This is a genomic window from Roseibium album, assembly GCF_965233825.1.
GTDB lineage: Bacteria > Pseudomonadota > Alphaproteobacteria > Rhizobiales > Stappiaceae > Roseibium > Roseibium album.
Genome location: NZ_OZ247583.1, coordinates 3,802,044 through 3,819,799, shown reverse-complemented (window position 1 = coordinate 3,819,799; position 17,756 = coordinate 3,802,044). Strand labels below are relative to the sequence as shown.

Annotated in this window: 15 protein-coding genes and 3 pseudogenes; 7 read left to right on the top strand and 11 right to left on the bottom strand. The window is 55.1% G+C overall.

Translation table 11 applies throughout. The features are described 5' to 3' along the window. Window positions 1–32 precede the first annotated feature (32 nt). Window positions 33–839, bottom strand: a pseudogene (locus ACO6TI_RS17415) (ATP-grasp domain-containing protein). A gap of 265 nt (window positions 840–1,104) precedes the next feature. On the opposite strand from ACO6TI_RS17415, the gene ACO6TI_RS17410 reads away from it, so the two are divergent. Next, a complete protein-coding gene (locus ACO6TI_RS17410; protein WP_422382974.1) occupies window positions 1,105–2,955 on the top strand; it encodes a tetratricopeptide repeat protein in 1,851 nt (616 codons plus the stop codon). Window positions 2,956–2,977: 22 nt separating this feature from the next. On the opposite strand, the gene ACO6TI_RS17405 is transcribed toward ACO6TI_RS17410, so the two are convergent. The 6 genes from ACO6TI_RS17405 to ACO6TI_RS17380 all read right to left on the bottom strand — a co-directional run bounded on the left by ACO6TI_RS17405 (window position 2,978) and on the right by ACO6TI_RS17380 (window position 8,781). Next, window positions 2,978–3,862, bottom strand: a complete 885-nt coding sequence (locus tag ACO6TI_RS17405; protein ID WP_104705077.1) for a class I SAM-dependent methyltransferase — start codon at window positions 3,860–3,862, stop codon at window positions 2,978–2,980. A 36-nt stretch (window positions 3,863–3,898) separates the two neighbouring features. Then, entirely contained in the window at window positions 3,899–5,083 is a 1,185-nt protein-coding gene (locus ACO6TI_RS17400; RefSeq protein WP_422382973.1) for a cytidylyltransferase domain-containing protein, read from the bottom strand. A 32-nt stretch (window positions 5,084–5,115) separates the two neighbouring features. Further along, window positions 5,116–5,865, bottom strand: a complete 750-nt coding sequence (locus tag ACO6TI_RS17395) for a class I SAM-dependent methyltransferase (protein WP_104705075.1) — start codon at window positions 5,863–5,865, stop codon at window positions 5,116–5,118. A 75-nt stretch (window positions 5,866–5,940) separates the two neighbouring features. Continuing rightward, a complete protein-coding gene (locus ACO6TI_RS17390) occupies window positions 5,941–6,804 on the bottom strand; it encodes an N-acetylneuraminate synthase family protein (RefSeq protein ID WP_055119059.1) in 864 nt (287 codons plus the stop codon). A 244-nt stretch (window positions 6,805–7,048) separates the two neighbouring features. After that, on the bottom strand, window positions 7,049–7,861 hold the full coding sequence (locus ACO6TI_RS17385; RefSeq protein WP_029062334.1) for a ferredoxin--NADP reductase: 813 nt from the start codon (window positions 7,859–7,861) through the stop codon (window positions 7,049–7,051). A 179-nt stretch (window positions 7,862–8,040) separates the two neighbouring features. After that, window positions 8,041–8,781: a TylF/MycF/NovP-related O-methyltransferase gene (locus tag ACO6TI_RS17380; protein WP_422382972.1), complete on the bottom strand. Its 741-nt coding sequence runs from the start codon at window positions 8,779–8,781 to the stop codon at window positions 8,041–8,043. A gap of 338 nt (window positions 8,782–9,119) precedes the next feature. On the opposite strand from ACO6TI_RS17380, the gene ACO6TI_RS17375 reads away from it, so the two are divergent. Next, the gene (locus tag ACO6TI_RS17375; protein ID WP_055118741.1) at window positions 9,120–10,154 is read left to right on the top strand and encodes a GlxA family transcriptional regulator; all 1,035 of its coding nucleotides are present in this window, start codon (window positions 9,120–9,122) and stop codon (window positions 10,152–10,154) included. A gap of 178 nt (window positions 10,155–10,332) precedes the next feature. Here the strand turns inward: ACO6TI_RS17375 and ACO6TI_RS17370 are convergent, their stop codons facing one another. Then, entirely contained in the window at window positions 10,333–10,992 is a 660-nt protein-coding gene (locus tag ACO6TI_RS17370; RefSeq protein WP_422382971.1) for a transglycosylase domain-containing protein, read from the bottom strand. 31 nt (window positions 10,993–11,023) lie between these two features. Then, complete coding sequence (locus ACO6TI_RS17365) at window positions 11,024–11,161, bottom strand: hypothetical protein (protein ID WP_196998576.1); 138 nt, start codon at window positions 11,159–11,161, stop codon at window positions 11,024–11,026. A gap of 65 nt (window positions 11,162–11,226) precedes the next feature. Between ACO6TI_RS17365 and ACO6TI_RS17360 the strand changes: the two are divergent. Beyond that, window positions 11,227–11,595: pseudogene (locus ACO6TI_RS17360) on the top strand (transposase); the annotation flags it as partial. Window positions 11,596–11,618: 23 nt separating this feature from the next. Here ACO6TI_RS17360 and ACO6TI_RS17355 read toward each other — a convergent pair. Together ACO6TI_RS17355 and ACO6TI_RS17350 are read right to left on the bottom strand one after the other, a co-directional pair. After that, on the bottom strand, window positions 11,619–12,386 hold the full coding sequence (locus tag ACO6TI_RS17355) for a sulfite exporter TauE/SafE family protein (RefSeq protein WP_055118746.1): 768 nt from the start codon (window positions 12,384–12,386) through the stop codon (window positions 11,619–11,621). Between the two features lie 429 nt (window positions 12,387–12,815). Then, window positions 12,816–13,382: a cysteine hydrolase family protein gene (locus ACO6TI_RS17350; RefSeq protein ID WP_422382970.1), complete on the bottom strand. Its 567-nt coding sequence runs from the start codon at window positions 13,380–13,382 to the stop codon at window positions 12,816–12,818. A 76-nt stretch (window positions 13,383–13,458) separates the two neighbouring features. Here ACO6TI_RS17350 and ACO6TI_RS17345 point away from each other — a divergent pair, with 76 nt between their 5' ends. The 4 genes and pseudogenes from ACO6TI_RS17345 to ACO6TI_RS17330 all read left to right on the top strand — a co-directional run bounded on the left by ACO6TI_RS17345 (window position 13,459) and on the right by ACO6TI_RS17330 (window position 17,685). Then, window positions 13,459–14,430, top strand: coding sequence for a GlxA family transcriptional regulator (locus tag ACO6TI_RS17345; protein WP_422382969.1), 972 nt, complete (start codon window positions 13,459–13,461; stop codon window positions 14,428–14,430). A 178-nt stretch (window positions 14,431–14,608) separates the two neighbouring features. Beyond that, window positions 14,609–15,838 (top strand): winged helix-turn-helix domain-containing protein, encoded by a 1,230-nt coding sequence (locus tag ACO6TI_RS17340; protein ID WP_422382968.1) that lies wholly within the window; start codon window positions 14,609–14,611, stop codon window positions 15,836–15,838. A 201-nt stretch (window positions 15,839–16,039) separates the two neighbouring features. Then, the gene (locus ACO6TI_RS17335; RefSeq protein WP_422382967.1) at window positions 16,040–16,753 is read left to right on the top strand and encodes an SMI1/KNR4 family protein; all 714 of its coding nucleotides are present in this window, start codon (window positions 16,040–16,042) and stop codon (window positions 16,751–16,753) included. 166 nt (window positions 16,754–16,919) lie between these two features. Next, a pseudogene (locus ACO6TI_RS17330) lies at window positions 16,920–17,685 on the top strand (IS5 family transposase). Window positions 17,686–17,756: the final 71 nt, after the last annotated feature.

The window sequence follows — 17,756 nt, the reverse complement described above, 5'->3', positions numbered from 1 at the left end:
GCAAGTGCGATACGCATCGACGAAAGCCGCATTCAGTCGTCTTCCGGTGTTGCCTCGGTTTTGCCAAGCCCATCAACCACCGAGGCAAGCTTGACCAGATTGGCCGCATAAAACCCCGCCGCGTTGATGCAGTTTGTTTCCAGCAACTTCAGTCCCTGCCCGGTTCTGCAGATGTCGAGCACATAGGCAGGTGAGTAGCCGGCATTGCGGTCCACCATTTCCTGCGCGAATTGCAACGCATCTTCATCAATCTCGTGCCGGTAGACGACCCTTGATCCTTCCTTGTAGAGCGACCAGGTGACTATCGTCCCGTTGATGGCCCATAACCGCCATTCCTTGAGAATACGGACGGGCTCGGTTAACATCAGCAACGTGTCATGGCGCAGCGAGCCGTTCGGGATTTCGTCTTCCTTCAAAGCGATTACATTTTCAGCCATGCGGAGTATTTCGTCCGTTGCCTTCACATTGCCGGGCTCTTCCTTGCTGTCATCAACCGGACGTATGAACCATGACCTTCCATCGTCAGCCAATTGCTCTGGAATGTCGCGAATTGTCAGAAAGAGCGCGTCGGCACCGTTCAGAAAAAAGTGTTGCCAGCTTTTTTCGTGAACGAACGGCCGCAACCGGAAGACGCCCGGCCTGTATCCTCTGGCTTTGGCGTATCGCCAAAGCGTATAGGACCCGAACATGACCACCGCATCCGTAATCGGGATGTCGGGCTCCGGAATGAGATCGCCGACAAAGGGCACGACCTTGTGCTATGAGTACGGAATGCCGAGCCTGTCAAGCGCTTCGGCCAGCTTGTGCGTATCTTCGAATTCCTGCAGCAGCCAATGCATTCCGTTACTCGCCTCTCAGGTAAGCGCGCAAGACGCTCAAGCCAACATCACCGGCCAATGTATTGCCCGCGGCGATTTTGGTGATCTTCCGAGCAATCATCAGAGATAACCAAACCGAGGAAGATAAAACCGATACCAATTCCGGAAATACACAAGTTTCAAAACCACTATCCCCAGACGAATTGAGGATATCAACTCCTCGGACTGCGCGTTGAATGACGGACTGATATGCTCAAAGCCGTGATTCCAAAGGGACTAAGACGAGATGGCAACGCAAACGGCGCCTAATCCGCTCCGCGATAAAATGCTGAAAGGACTTTCCTATCAAAAGTCCGGCGAGATCGAAAAGGCGCAACGCTGCTACAAGCAGGTTTTGAAAAAGGTTCCCAACAACGCCGACGCATTGCATCTGCTCGGAGTAACCTACCGGCAGATGGGTTATCCGAAACGGGCGGTGGAATACATTCAAAAGGCCATCGGTGCCAATGCAAACCAGGCCCCGTTTTATGCCAATCTTGCCCGGGCGATGATGGACATCGGCACGGATCCCGAAAGTCTTCTCGCGGTGTCGAACAAGGCCCTCTCACTCAATCCGAGAGAGAAGGAAGCGCTCAACATCAAGGGAATTGCCCTGACGAAGCTGGCTCAGCCCGAGGAAGCGGAAGAGATCTTTCAGCGTCTGCTCGTCGACCATCCCGATTTCGGCGATGTCTACCGGAACTACGGTATTCTGCTGCGCCAGAACAAGGACTATTCAAAGGCACTGGTGTTCTTCCAGAAGGCCATTCAGCTTGTGCCGGACAATCCGCAAAATTACATCGAACGGTCCCGCTGCCGGCAGGAACTGAAAGACTATGATGTTTCGCAAGAGGAATTGTCCGAGGCGCTGAAACGCTTCCCGAGTAACGCAGACATCAAACACGAGGCAGCCCGGCTTCTTTTCTCGCTCTCCCAGACCCACGTGGGCGTGACCTATGCCGAAGAGGCCGTCGCAGACAATCCCAAGGACTACCACCGCCTGGTAACGCTTGCGGTTCACTATCTCATGCTCGGTCGCGGCCAGCAGGCAATCGACACGTTCCTGAAAGCCAAGAAGCTCGCTCCGGAAGGGGCAGCAGGGATCGACTGGAACCTATCTCTTTCCTATCTGTCCGTCAGCGATCTCGACAACGGCTGGGCACTTCACCGGGCACGGTTCAGCGACAAGATGTCGAGTTCGACTGCCCGCGAATTCAGCGTTCCGGAATGGGATGGCGAAGACCTTTCCGACAAGACCGTGCTGGTCTGGGGCGATCAGGGCCTGGGCGATGCGCTAAAGTGCGGCACCATGCTACCTGACCTTGTCGGGCTTGCAAAAAAAGTGATTGTCGAGCTGTCGCCCAAGGCAGTGCCATTCTACGAGCGATCTTTTCCGGAGATGGTGTTTCGGGTCAAGCTGCCGGACGATGCCGTGTTGCCCGCCGACTACGATGTTACCGCAAATATCACCGATATCGCCCGTATTTTCAGACGGGACATTGAGCAGTTTCACCTCGCCAAATCACCCGTCTATGCGTTCGATCCGGTCCGTGCCCGCGACTATCTCAGCCGTCTTCCCGATGCCGGTGAAAAGCCTGTCATCGGGGTTGCCTGGCGGTCCAAGAACCTTCAGAAATACCGGGCACGATACTATCTTTCTGCGCCTGACTTCGCGCCGGTCATCGAGGCGGAGGACGCGATCTACGTCAACCTTCAGTATCTGGCGGTCCAGAAGGAACTGGAATTCCTGACGGCACGCGCCAGGGGAAGTTTCGTCTCTTTCGAGGATGTGGATCTTTTCGATGACCTTTGCGCGGCGGCCGACCTGACGGCGATCTGTGATCTCGTCGTTTCAGCCAATACCAGCGTTGCCGACATGGCCGGCATTCTCGGTGTCCCCTGTGTCCGGTTCGGCCCCGTGGAGCCGCCGCTATTGCTCGGACAGGCTTCGCCACCCTGGTATCCGAGCATGAAGTATGTCCATGTCGACGAAAGCAAGCCGACGTCGGAGATCCTCCCGGAGATTGTGGGTGTCATGAAGTCCGAATTGCAAGAAGTCTATCCCCAGTCGCGCCGCGAGAGACTGAAGCTCTCCTAGCGGCGCCGCCCGAAGCCATTGATCAGGGTTTTCTTGCGACAGCAACAAGCGTATCCGTTGCGTCAATCTTCCTGAGCGCAGCTTCATAGGCAGAAGAAAGCTCCGGCGTGTCGAGCGCAGACAACACTCCCTTATGACCACCCGGCTGGCCTTCAGCCAGCCACTTCAAATGGTTGGAAAGAGGATACCGCTGAACGCCGTCGATAACGATGTCGGTGAAGCCTGCGAATTTCAGCATACGATGAAGGCTGTCGCGCGTGTGCAGGATCAGGTGTTGGCTCCAGAGTGTGAATTTCCTGAAGGGATCCGATTTGAGCTGGGAGAGGAGGAAATCGTCGGCATGCGGCACCTCGACCACGATAATGCCACCCGATTTAAGGATTGCCGAAAGATCGGCAAGGACCTGAAGAGGATCTGGAATATGTTCCAGTACGTGAAACGCGAAGACAGCGTCCTGCGACGAGGATGCGATCGCCGCTGGATTGTCGAAACAACTGAACCCATCGGACATCAGGGTTTTGATAAAATCCGCCTGTAGTTCCACACCGCTTACCGCCAGTGTGTTTTCGGCAATATTCCTCAAAAACGCTCCTTCACCGCAACCGAATTCCGTAACCGTCTTCCCGGTGTAGAACTGGCTGTAGGCTTCGACGCGGCGGCGCGTATCCTTTTGGAGTTCGAAGTCCCGACTGCCCGCACGCCGGACGGTTTCCTGCCGATAGGCTCCGTCTTCATACGTACTGTCGCCGACATAAAATCCGTCGATATATACAACTCCGGACAAGCTGTCCCGGTAGACCGGCAGTCCCTCCCGATCCCTGGTCGACGTTGCAAACGTCTCACGCGTTTCAAGGCTGGCAAGCCCCAGTCTTTCTAGCGTCTCAAAGATACCGGTTTCAGTTTCCATACGGGTATTCCTCAGAGAAACATGCCGAGCTAACGGTCAGGCTTTGGCGAGCATGCCGCGGGAGATCAGCAATTCGCTGAATTCGTGCACAACGGCAGCCCCTCCAGCACTTTCAAGCACAATCGAGGCGCAGGCCTTCACCTCCGCCGGTGCGTTGCGCGGTGCGGCGCTCAGGCTGCACGCTTTCATGCAGTCGATATCTGCAATGTCTGCACCAATGAACGCCATTTCCGAAAAGCCGATGCCATGTGTCGTACTCCAGTCCGACATGATCTGAAGCTTGTCAAAGGGATGGGACTGATACTCCATGGCAAGCTTTCGCGCGCGCTGCATGGCAAGATTGTTCTCTTCACGGTCGAGCATCAAAAGACGGACATTGCGACCATGCAGGCGGTCCAGTCCAATTTCGTCGTATCGGTTGCAAATAATTGATTCCGTGCCGTCACGATTGACGAAAACCGAGTTGTCCGTGTGAACACCGTCGAAAGAGGTGACCAGCGCGCGCAGGGGTTTGATATGTTCGGGTGCAAGCTCGCCCGTGAACTGCTCGGTCCTGATGAAGGCCTCGGCCATGTCCCAGTCCTGAGAGGTATCGATCTCGATCCAGGTCGAGTCCACCGGCACCAGGATGGTCTTGCCGCAATACCGGTTGCCGGCTTCCAGAAACTCAGGCACGCGCGTGGCATAAACCGCGCCGTTTTCACGGTATCTTGCAGAAATGTCCTGACGTCGAACGCGCGGTTTGCTCGGATCGTGGTTGATGCCGACACCCTCGCCGTTTTCGCCGACTTCCCAGTAAAAGCCGTGGTCATCCACAACCGAAATAGCACTGGTCGCGCCCTTGTTCAAAAGGGCTTCCACCACCTGATCGACGTGATGCGCCTGCGTGAATGGCGCCGTACACTGCAGGAAGACCAGAATGTCGGGCGGTTCGCTTTGAAGTGATGGCTCGTTCCGTAACAGGTGCATCAAAGCCGATTCAGAACTTGCGGTCGGACCAGACAAGTCCAGGGGTCTCATGACGGCCCGGGCACCGTATTTGACAGCGACGTTCAATATGTCATCGGAGTCGCTGGAGACGAAGACGTCCGAGACGAACCTTGAGCCCCTTGCAGCGCGAACCGTTCTGCCCACAAGCGGTATTCCGTTCAAGGGTCTGATGTTCTTTCCAGGAAGTCCAACGGAGCCGCCCCGCGCGGGTATGGCCGCAACAATTTTCACAATTCAACTCCCGGAAACATGAAACCCGGTGGTCAGCCCGGTTTTCGTGCGTAAACGGTCACGAAAGACCCCCAAAATGCAGGTGACACTTCTGCGCTCGCCTGCACCATCGTTTCAAAGGCTGCAACCGAGGCAAACCGCGTTCCAAAAAACGGGTAGTCGACCTGCTCGATACGAAAGCCCTTGTCCCGCAACAGCCGGATCAGGGAATCATCCGTGAAAAGGCTGACATGCGTCGGGTCATGCAACAAGCGGAAACGGTCCCCAAACACTCTGGCTGCTGCACTGGCGAAATTGGGCGTGCCGCAAACAAAATCGCCGCCCGGCTTCAGGATCTCGAATATCGTGTCAACGAAAGGGACTGGCTCGTCGACATGCTCGATCACATGGTTGGCGACAACAACGTCGAAGCTGTCTGGTGAAAACGACCCCGGCTCCAAAACCCCGAGACGCAGGTCCGCATCGCAGCGCTGGCGGCCAATCTCGATTGCAAGTTCAGACGGGTCCAGGCCGAAGCAAGTATTCTTCTCTTCGATCTGCTCAATCAATTCACCCAGCCCGAAACCGATGTCCAGAACGGTACCCGGCGCCCGCGCGTTGACATAGTCGGCAATGTATCGGACATCGGCCTTGCGCATGTCTCTTTCGGATGCCGCATCTCTTACATTCCCGTCCGGGTCCTTCTTCAAGTCCCAATAGTCCTGGGGCAAGGGACGCGCCGGATAGGAGACGTAGTAGTTCTCTCCCCGATACAATTCCAGACAACGGTCGATGATCGACATGCTTGTTTTCAATCGCCCCTTGTTTCGGCTATCCGCGTTGTCCGTCAGATCATGTGCAAGGACAATGTGCCCGTCTCACGCCGCGGACAGCGTGTCATTGCGGCGCAGCTTTTCGGCGATCGGTTTTTCGTCCTCGTAGAAGCGAAGAACGCCATCGCCGCGGACAACCTCGAAACGACGAACCTTTCCAACCAGTTCCGCCATTTCCGCCATTTCAAGCGATGCCTTCTGATCGGACCCCCAGTCGGAGCGGTCGAGCGTCACGTGTCTTTCGACCGAGCAGGCGCCGAGTGTTGCCGCGCAAATGCTCGGCAGGATGCCTTGTTCGTGTCCGGAGAATCCGATTTCCAGGTGTGGGAAGGCTTTTTGAAGCGTCTTGATGCCAAGAAGATTTATCTCTTCATCAAGTGTCGGGTAGGTTGACGTGCAGTGATAGAGACACGCGATTTGGCCACCGGCTTTTTCAATGATATCGACGGACCTGCGGATCATTCCCAGGTCGCTCATTCCGGTCGACACCAGCAAGGGACGTCCGGCGGCGGCACAGTACTCCAGGAACTGCCGATCGGTCACCATGGCAGAGGCGATCTTGATGTAGGGTGTCTCGTAGGCCATCAGAAAATCGACGGATGGTTCATCCCAGGGTGAGGCAAACCAGTCGATCTGAAGGTCCCGCGCCGTGCGGTCAATCGCATCATACTCGGCCCTGCCGAATTCGAGTCCGCGCTTCAGATCACCGTTGGTCGGTCCGAAGACATTTTCTCGGGCCCGGGCCAGTTCTTCGGCCGTGTAGACTATTTCGACGGTTCTCTTTTGAAACTTCACTGCATCGCAGCCAGCCTGTTTTGCCTGGCGGATCATCTCCAGTGCCTTGTCCAGGTCACCGTTATGATTGATGCCGACTTCGGCAATCATGTAGGTTCCATTTTCAGAGATCATGGCATGGCACCTTGTTGTTCGGTCCGTGTCGGATGACGGTCCGTGCCGGACTTCGAATTTCCTAACCAAACTCTTGCCACTGCAAAACAGACCTGTCCACCCGGCAGCCCACATCGGGTGCAGATGCCCTGTGCTTTCTTTGGAAAACCCCAAAATGTACGTGAAAAACGATAAAGGGCTCGCGAGTACCGCAAGCCCTCATTAATTTTCCTTGAAAAAATAATGTTTTGCCGGCGCAGGCGACTCAGCCGACGAAAGCGCGCTCGACGACGAACTCGGCAGGCTTGTTATTTGCGCCTTCCGTCAGACCCGCTTCTTCAAGCAGTGTCTTGGTGTCCTTGATCATGTCCATGGAGCCACAGATCATGCCGCGATCAATCGCCGGATCCAGCGGTGGCACGCCCAGATCCTCGAACAGCTTGCCGGATTTGATCAGATCGGTGATCCGGCCCTGACGCGGAAAGTCTTCGCGGGTGACCGAGGTATAGTGCACCAGCTTGTCCTTTGCGAATTCGCCAATCAGCGGATCGTTGATCGTTTGCTCGACCAGATCCTCGCCATATTTGAGTTCCGCGACTTCGCGGCAGCTGTGCGTCAGGATAACCTGGTCGAACTTCTCGTAAGTGTCCGGATCCCGGATCAGGCTGGCAAACGGGGCGATGCCTGTACCGGTCGAGAACATGTAAACCCGTTTCCCGGGAACAAGCGCATCATTCACCAGCGTTCCGGTCGGTTTCTTCTTCATCAGAACCGCGTCACCGGGTTGTATTTTCTGAAGATGAGACGTCAGCGGACCATCCGGAACCTTTATCGAGAAGAACTCAAGCTCCTCGTCCCAGGCCGGGCTGGCGATCGAGTAAGCCCGATACAACGGCTTTCCGTCGATCATCAGGCCGATCATCACGAATTCTCCGGAGCGGAAGCGGAAGCTCGCCGGTCGGGTCATGCGGAAGCGGAACAGGCGGTCGGTATAATGCTGGACGGCCGTCACTTCTTCCACGAAGGCGCCTGCCGGAGCGGCGGCTTCAAGGTCGGCGGGTTTGGCAAGTACGTTCATTACAGTCGATTTCCGTGGGTCATTTCGCATGAGTAGTTATGCTCCATGTACCCCACAAACTCCTTGACTTGAAGCAACTCAAATCCACAAAACCGCCGCACTGCAAAAAAATCGTTCCAAAATGAGCCTGATTATTGGTGCAACGGCAATCGTTCGCACCCACTCGTGTTCGCCGTTGTTCATTCAACCACAAAATAGCTCACCCAAGGATCATAATAGAATTTTCTCAGCGAAATATTTTCTATTGCAACCTGTTCCTTGAGCGCAATTGTCTCACCCTGCCATTTCTTGCTGTTGATTTCGTCAAGCGCGACAATTCCCCCCTTGGGCACGAGAGGCAGCAAGTGTTTCAGGGCTACCCGTGTGGGCTCATAAATGTCGAAATCGAGATAAAGGAGCGCGACAATGAGGTGCGGGTTGTCTTCAACGAATTGCGGTATCGTGTCGAGTGCGTCCCCCTTGACCAGTTCCATCTTCGGAATGTGGGATACCGCGCGGTTTCCGTCCTGCAATTCGTGCCACGCGCACAGGCTCTCGTAATTCGTGTCGGCGAAATCGCTTTCCGAAACATCGCAGCTGTCTTTCGACGACAAGCTTCTGAACCCCTCGAAAGTATCGAACCCTATGATTTTTCGGTTAAAGTTGAAGGGCTCCAGAATTGTGGACAGGTGATAGTAGAGAAAGAGCGAATTTGCCTTGTGAACGCCGCATTCAACGATCGCCCCCTGCACTTCCAGCACCTTCCTGAAAAGATCGATACGCGTCAGAGAGCTGGTAACGGTCTGCCTCTCCGCATAGACAAAAGGAGCTGCTGCGACATCATGAGAAGGCGTCGAGGACAGCAGCCTGTCCCGTTTCTCCGCATAGGACTTTTCGGTTTCGGACCATTTTGATCCAGTCAATTCGGTCTTGGACTTCATCCGTGCCTCCCCGCGGGACTTTTAAGCGAATCCAGACTTACCAAAGATGCGGGACCCCTCACAGTGGATCTTGAGCGAAACCCCCAGGGCAAGTGCATTCCGTCGCGCTTCCAGGTTCGGCATTCCAGCACCGGATGAGCGATCAACGAGACTTCGTGAACCTTATTTCTTTCTGATTCAACCGCTCAAAACAATGACCGGCGAACCTCTTTGAAAATGACAATTTCGAGAAGTTGCTTGATCATGATCTTTTTTATTTGACAGACAAATAGAAAAAGCAAAAATTACTGGATGCTCAACAACAAAGCATAATAATACCTTCCAATGAGGCAAAGTAAATGTCCGGACGCGCGCACGAAGAAACAGGCCAATCCATAGCATTTGTGCTCATGGACCGGTTCTCTATGAACGCATTCGCCAGCGTCATTGAACCGCTCCGCCTAGCAAATCGACTTCTTGGTCGTGAATTTTACACATGGACAACTTACTCCCTTGATGGGAATTCAGTCATCGCCAGCAACGGCTGTGATGTCCTTGTAAACAAATCTATTCGAGAACTAATCGATGCCGACATTACTCTTTTGTGTACTGGCATTGACGTAGAGCGTCTTCCACTCAACAGCGACCTCGGCAACAAACTTCGCCGCCTGAACGCCATGGGACGAACGTTCGGAGCCATCTGCACAGGCGCCTATCTGCTCGCGCGTTACAATCTTCTCGACGGCCGGCGCTGCACCATTCACTGGGAAAACCTGCGCTCGCTTCGCGAGGAATATCCTGACGTCGAGGTTACGTCCGACATATTCGCGATCGACCGCAATTGCATCACCTGCGCTGGCGGCATGGCCTCGCTCGACATGATGCTGCGCCTGATTGCGATCCAGCACGGCGCCTATCTCGCCCACGAAGTGGCGGAAGTCGCGCTTTACCAGAACATGCGCTCCGGTGAATCGGCTCAACGGCATGACATCGAGGCACGGACCGGCATTTCCAACGCCAAGATCCTGGATGCGATCCGGATCATGGACCTTCATATCGAAGATCCGCTGAGCTGCCAGCAACTCGCCATGACCGTCAACCTGTCCCCGCGCCAGCTGGAGCGCCTGTTCCGCAGGCATTTCAACTGCACACCGGGTCAATATTACCTGCGCCTGCGCCTTGAAACGGCCCGCGACCTCTTGCGCCGGACCAGCCGTCCGGTCCTTGATGTCGCACTCGCCTGCGGGTTCGCCTCCACCTCGCATTTCACCAAGTGTTACAGGGAGCGTTTCCTGTGCACGCCGACGGAAGAGCGACAGTCCTATCAATGGGCGAATACAAGGACGACATCCGGCGTCGGCACGGCCACACCGATGCGGCTGGTGGCGAAATAAACTAGCAATCACAGATCAATCCGGAAAACGCCGCAACTATGCGGCGTTTTTTTTCCGGTCGTCCCCCACGGAGGATACTCATAAACGATTGGAAGTGGATGACCGCTTTCGGCGAGCGCGCCGTCGCCGTCCAATCGACTGCCTAGGGCGCCATAGAGGGACGTATCTGTCCTACGACCTACGACCTACAACCTTCAAGCCATACGTCTGAATTGTCGTTGGCGGCGCACTCTCCCGAAACAAGGCGGCGAATACGATCCGTCCGATCTTGAAGTGCTTCGTCGTCGGTGCCGAGGTTGTAGCGGCCCGGTGAGATTAGGACTGCAAGCAAGGATAGATACTCATCATCCGCTATTGTGTCGGGCGCGGCGCCGTAAACCGCTTCGCTCATACGATGGAACCCTGTGACCCAGCCATCCGGCCCGCGACCCATTTCAAGCGTATCGAGCCAAAGCGCCATGATCTGCTCTTTGCTCAATCGTGTCTCCAGACCGAGTGCGTAACCGGTCTGTCGGATCTTGCCGATCCCGGGTGTAAAATTCTCAAATCCAACCCGCTTGGCAAGCGATTGCGTCACTGTCGTGATACCGGCACCCGCTGTTGTCATATCCACGCCGCTGTGTTGCTCAAAGGCCGGATCTTGGACCACCAGAAGTTGACGGTAACGCTCTTGACCGAGCGATGAGCCGCCCAAATTTTCAGCGAGAAGGCTGTCGGCTCTTGCTTCAAGTTCTTCTGAAGCTGCGAGCGCATCAAAATAGCCATAGGCTCCGTATCCCAGCACCCCCGCGAAAAGCAGCAACACTGCAGCAGCGGTGATCTTAAAGTATCTTCTCATAAAAACATGACCCTAGAGCCGTTCGCATGCTTCAGTTTTTCCACCTGAATTGGGGCGGCGCGATGACGCGGCTCTCGATATCACCGTCTATGTTGGGCTCGAAACGGTCGGTCGATATTGCGGATTTGGTCAGCGTATCGGGAGCAAAGCAGACATTGATCTTTGGCATATCGGCGTGATTCAAGCTCCGAAAAGGAATGTGAGAGTGACTGCACCGAACCCTCTCGCGCCATGATCCATGCTGTTGTCTATGCCAAGGGCCTGCCACTCCGATCGGCACTCAGCGCCGGGAAAGAGCACGAAGGTCTACTCGCAGGAGATCTGCTGACAGAACTTCGTCACAACGGGTTGCTGCCTGCCGACAGAGCGTACGACCTTGATGCAATCAGGCAACTTGCTCGAGAGCTTGGTGCCTGGCCAAACATCCCGCCGAAACGAAATTGCAAAGACCCAATCTGCTTCTGCCCGCATCTCTAACGAGACCGCAATCACGTGGAGCGATTCTTCAATCACATCAGGCATTGCAGACGGATAGTCGCGCGATACGACAAGCTGGCGGCGAACTTCCTTGCCTTCATCAAGCTTGCGGCAATCTGCTTATAGCTGAAATTTTATGGGTCCACGTCCTAGAACAATCGCCAGAGCCCAAGCGGGACCAGATAGACACCGAGCCCGAAAATCGCGATCAGAATCAATCGCCGAAATGCCGTTTCCGAAACCTGGCGCCGGATCCGCTGTCCGAACCAGACTCCCGACAATGCCGGCACGATCAGGACAACGGATGCCAATGCCTCGCGGCCACTCATCAGACCGAAGCCACCGAGTGAAACACCAAGTGCAGTTGTCGAAAGCAGAAACAGAAGCCCCATCGCCTGAATGAGCTCATCCCGGCGTAATCCGAGCGCCTGCAGATACATGACACCCGGCACGGTGAATGCTCCGGTCAGGCCGGAGAAAACACCGTTCAGCAGGCCCGCAACAATCCCGACCGGCATGATGTTCTTCTCCTTGAGCGAGAGAGACAGCCCGGCAAGCATCGGGACGGCGTAGGCAACCATGAGCAAACCCAGGATCAGGTCGGCCGCCCCTTCCGGAACCTGGGTCAGAACGAAGGTTCCGACACCAAGCGCCAGGACGGCAGTTGTCAAAAACGGCCAGAGGCGTGTCACAAGTGGTCGAAGATATCCGCCGGAAAGGCCTTGCCAGGCATTGGTCAGAAAAGCGGGCCACAACACAAGCACCATAGCCTTTTCGACACCCACGAAAACGGTCATCAATCCGAGACCGATGGCAGGCAATCCGAAACCGACAAGCCCCTTGACAAACCCCGCGATGACGAACGCGATGCAGGCGATGGCCAGCAAAAATGGATCCAACCCCAGAATTTCTGTCACACCCGCATTCCATTTCTCAATCTTGTGTCATGTTGTTCGAGCCCGTGTTTTCAAATACCGTTCTAAGTGCCCTTAACTGGCTTGAAACAGTTCCGACATCCGGTCCAAGAACCAGTCGCAAGAAATGCAAGCATGCCCAACTCTGCTGCAAACTCCGTTTTTCCTGCCGAAATCCGGCACGATCCAGCATTGATTTCAATGCCCTGAAACCGAACGTCTGCCGGCGTGAGGGAGAAAAATGCGGGTATCGCGCTTTCATCCCACACTGCCTTGAACGACCACGGCATGCACTGTCCGTACCGCAACGTTACATGATCTCCGTAGCGGCGGAGCCGTGATCTTGCAACAACCGGGTTCCAGGGATCCGGGTTCACCGGTGTCGACAGCCGCATGCGTCCAGGGTGCTGATGCCGACGAAGGGCCTGCGGGTCAGTTCTGCGTTCCGGCGAGGCATTCCGAGGCGAGCAGAACATTTGCATAGCTGGCAGCCAGAGGCGCCATGATGGATGCGTGAACCATGTGAGACGGCACTCTGACACCATTGTGCTCAACATTGGCGGCAGCGCAGGCGTCATGTGCGACCATGACGGCAAAACCCAGATCGACAGCAGCGCGGACCGTGGCGTCAACACACATCTGGCTCATTGCACCACACATTATGACCCGCTCGATCTGATCCCGACGCAAGCAATCTTCCAAGTCTGTGCCAACAAAACTGTTTGGCCTGGTTTTTTCAATGACCGTTTCCGAGATGGACGGTTTCACGCTGTCATGAAGATCCGCACCAGGGGTACCCGGGCGGAAAAAAGGAGCCGCATCGGACGTCATGACATGTTTGACATGAATCACCGTCGTGCCGTTGCTGCGGGCGGCGGAGAGCAACCCTGCCGCTCTTGCAGCTGCCTCGTCCATGTCCGGAAGCGGCATTCTACTATTCTCAATGCTTGGAAAGTAGTCGTTTTGGATATCAATCAAGAGCAGGGCAGATCTGGTCATTTTGTCCTCGTTTCGTCAGTGCGTCCACAACGAGCCATGTTTACGGCGCTTCGCAGCACAGGTACGATTGGCGGATATGACAAAAGAAGTGCGAAATACGCCAACCGTTGCGATCATTGCCTATGAAGGTGCCCAACAGTCCGCCCTGTTCGGATTGGGCGAGATGTTCGATGTGGCGAACCGGCTGGTTGAAAAAGATGCAGAACAAAAGATCAGCCACAAGGTTCTGCCAGCCTCGCTGATCATTGACACCGACAGTGCAGATGCCATCATTTTGCCACCCAACCTGACGGGTGTTCGAGGAGACACAGATCCGCATCTGCACAACTGGATCCAAAAACAACATCTTGCTGGAACGATCGTTTGTTCGGCCTGTGCAGGCAGTTTCTGGCTGGGGCATGCAGGAATTTTGGACGGCCGGCAGGCAACAACCCATTGGGCACTCGAAGCCGAGTTCAGATCGGCTTTTCCGAAAGTGCAACTCCATGCGGAGCATATCCTGCTGGATGACCACGACATCGTAACCGCGGGAGGTGTCATGGCCTGGATTGACCTTGGAGTTCACCTGATCGGTCGCTGGCTGGGTCCAACTGTCGTTTCGCGCACCTGCCGCCAGATGCTTATCGATCCGACAGGCCGGGAACAGCGCAATTATCGGTCCTTTCGCCCGACCACGGCCAGAGACCAGACAATTCGCAGCTTGCAGCTTTGGATGGAGCGAAATGCGGACCGTGATCTGTCCGTTCGTGCGCTGGCCCTTGAAACCGGGCTTTCCGAGCGGTCGTTGCACCGCAAGTTTTCCTCCGAAACAGGATATTCGATAAATCGGTATGTGCAGGAACTCAGGGTGGAAAAGGCAAAAGGATTTCTGGAACTAACAACACTGTCGGTCAGCGAAATATGCTGGAAGGTCGGCTACACTGATGTTTCTGCATTCAATCGCCTGTTCAGGTCAATTTCGGGATTGAGTGCAGGCGCGTATCGAAAACGATTCAGGATTGATCCGCTCCAACGAAAACTTGGCATACGCCCAGTAAAAAACGGCTGACGACGAAACCAGCGCTGAAATCCTGAGCAGCCCGGTGACCCGCCTGGAAATTTTCGTGTGAGGAATTGTAGGTACCCGGCGGATAACAACACGACAGCCCTGGCCTCCGAAAAAAAAAAATTTCGGCCATATCTCTAACCAGATTTCCCTGCCCCAGTGATGCTGATAGTCTTTCGTCATGCCAGATTCCACGCTTCCGCGAGTGTCCAACTCGAAAGCCCGCCGCCTCTTTCTTCACAAACACGGACTTTGCACGCACCCGAAAGGGAGCGGCAAGGGAGAGGATTTGTCGGATGTCATCAACCAGCTTGGCTTCATTCAGGTCGACAGCATCAATACCGTCGCCCGCGCGCATCACATGATCCTCGCGGCCAGACGCCCAGCCTACAAGCAAAAGAACCTGAAAAGGCTTCTTGAGCGTGAACGCCGGTTGTTCGAACACTGGACGCATGATGCCTCTATCATTCCGACCAGTTTTTTCCCCCACTGGCAATTGCGGTTCCAACGGGACAGGGAACGTCTCGTCAACCGCTGGCGGGATTGGCACCAGAATGAATTCGAGGAGAAACTTGACGACGTCCTCAAGAGGATCAGCGATAACGGACCGGTGACATCTGCAACTGTCGGAGAAGATGAAAAACGCAGTTCCGGTGGCTGGTGGGAATGGCATCCGTCCAAGACGGCACTGGAGTTTCTCTGGCGTACGGGAGAATTGTCGGTTTGCCGCCGTAACGGCTTTCAGAAGGTATACGACCTGACCGAACGGGTGATCCCGGAAGCGCACAGGTCTCACCGCCCTGCTCCGGAGGAAACAATTGACTGGGCAGCGCGTTCCGCGCTTGAGCGGCTTGGATTTGCGACCTCTGGCGAAATTGCCGCGTTTTGGGATCTGATCACACCATGGGAAGCAAAAACCTGGTGTCAGGATGCATTGCATAACGGGCAGCTCGTCGAAGCCGAGATCGAGTGTGACGAGGGTTCATTCCGGCGCGTCTTCATGTTTGCAGATACGCTTGGCGATCTTGACAACACACCCGACCCACCGTCCAGGGTTCGTATCCTGTCGCCTTTCGATCCGGCCTTGCGGGATCGCAAGCGCGCCGAAAGGTTGTTCGGTTTCTCGTACCGGATCGAGATCTTTGTTCCCGAACCCAAGCGGCAGTACGGTTACTATGTGTTTCCCGTGATGGAAGGAGACCGGCTTGTCGGCCGCATCGACATGAAATCATTCCGCGACGATGGCTGTCTTCAGGTTCGTGCCTTCTGGCCTGAACGCGGCGTTCGAACCAGCAAGGGACGCCTTGCCCGATTGGAAGCGGAACTCAACCGAATGGCCAGGTTCAGCGACTGCTCGAAGATCAGCTTTGACAAAGACTGGCTGCGCCAAAGCACGCACTCGCCGGCGTAGAAGAGCTCGCACTTGTGTTTAGGGCGTGTACTCGTAAACGGGTGAGCGCCGATGACCGCTTTCGGCGGAACCTCCAAAGGAGATCAACAGAGCACGTGGGTCAGCATTGCGGACGAAGCAGCCGTTGGAGGCAACTGGATTGTCACTGTTGGCCAAGGCTAGTATCCAAGGCCCAGACAGGAGCTATAGTCGGTGGCGCCCTTGAAAGACGAAAAAGTGGCGAAGGTAATCCAAGACCTTGCGCAAGAAATACGCAGTAGATGGGACAGGCTGGGCTATCTAGAAACGGATAATGGTGCATTCGCTACCGGCCATATTCCAAATGTGGCCCCACACGCATATCTGTGTCGATTTTATGCGGGTCTTTCGGATGCTGGGCTTGATGATGCTGAGGCAGAGAGTGAACGATACTTGCCGCAACCCTATCGGGATTTTCTTAGGTCGTTCAACGGCGGGAGCATTATGGGCATCTCGTTGAACGGTGCAACTGGTGGGCAGAACGTCCGGGCTGCTGAAGGTATCGGCCAGCCGATAAGTATCAGATATCAGAATGTTTTCTACACCCGACCAGAGTTCATTCCTGAAAGCCACTTTGGCTTAGGTGCCATGAATGGCCCTCGATACTCGCAAGGCCATCTGTATCTCACGAGCGTTGGCGAAGTTGAACTGATCAATAGTGACCACGATTTGGTCGCTATGAGGTGGCCGTCGTTAACAGAGTTTCTCAATCAAGAAATTGCGAGACAACTGTCGCGGTACGATAACGAAGGCCAGGAAACTGGCGAAGTCGCAAGACTGCCAGGAAATACAGATAATTGGGAAGCATTGGGCAAAGAAACATCAGATAGAAGAAAGAAAGAAAATACAGTTTTGCACAAGACCCTCAGCAAGCTCAGCGCATATTGTAAGAAGTAGTCGCCGACGGTCCTGATGCTGAGTTCGCCCTGCTGAGACACACGGCAATGAGACACAAAGGGCTTTAGGTGGTAGTTCGACCTAGCGGACCATGCCGCAGTGTTTGAGGGCAAGGTAGACATTGACGTTTGGTATCCCGGCGTGATTCAAGCTCCGAAAATGAGCCTTGAACACGAGACACGCCTTTACCGACGCCGAATGGCGGTTGATAGCACCAATCCTTCGTTACAAATCGCAAGGCGTCCCGCGTGTAGATGACAGGCGTGCCCTGAACGGCATTTCCTGGATATCGAGATCGGGAACACCGTGACGTGATCTGCCCGCGCGCTACGGTCCCTACACCACCTGCTGCAATCGCTTCGTGCGATGGTGTTCCGCAGGCGTTTTGATCCGTTTCCTGCCTGCCATCTCGCATCGGGACGATGCCGAGGTGCAAATTGTCGACAGCACGATAATCCGAGCACGTCAGCACGCAAGTTGCATCCAGAATAGCACCAGCGAAAGCTTTGGATGTTCGCGCAGAGGGCCGACGACCAAAATCCACGAGGTTGTCGATGCGAACGGACCGCCACTCCAAGTCATGATTACCGGCGGTTAGCAGCATGACAGTCTGATGGCACATGCTCTATTTGAAGGCCTACCGAGCAGCGGGATGGTTCTCGCAGACAAGGCTTACGACGCGACCGAGATAAGAACATCACGAGTTTGCGTGGAGGCTGGGCGAACATCCCACCGCGCCGGAACCGGCGCGGTCCGATCTGTTTCAATCCCACCTCTACAATCGTCGAAACCACGTTGAACGGTTTTACAACCGGATGAAGCAATGTTGGCGCATCGCTACGCGATATGAGAAACACGCAGCCAACTTCCTTGCCTTCGTCAAGCTCGCTGCCACCCGACTTTGGCTACGCGTTAATGAGTCCGCGGCCTAGGCGGCTCTGACATCGTGTGCCCGTCCAGCACCAACCAGGTGCACGCCCAGGGGCGTGCTTAATCAAATCAA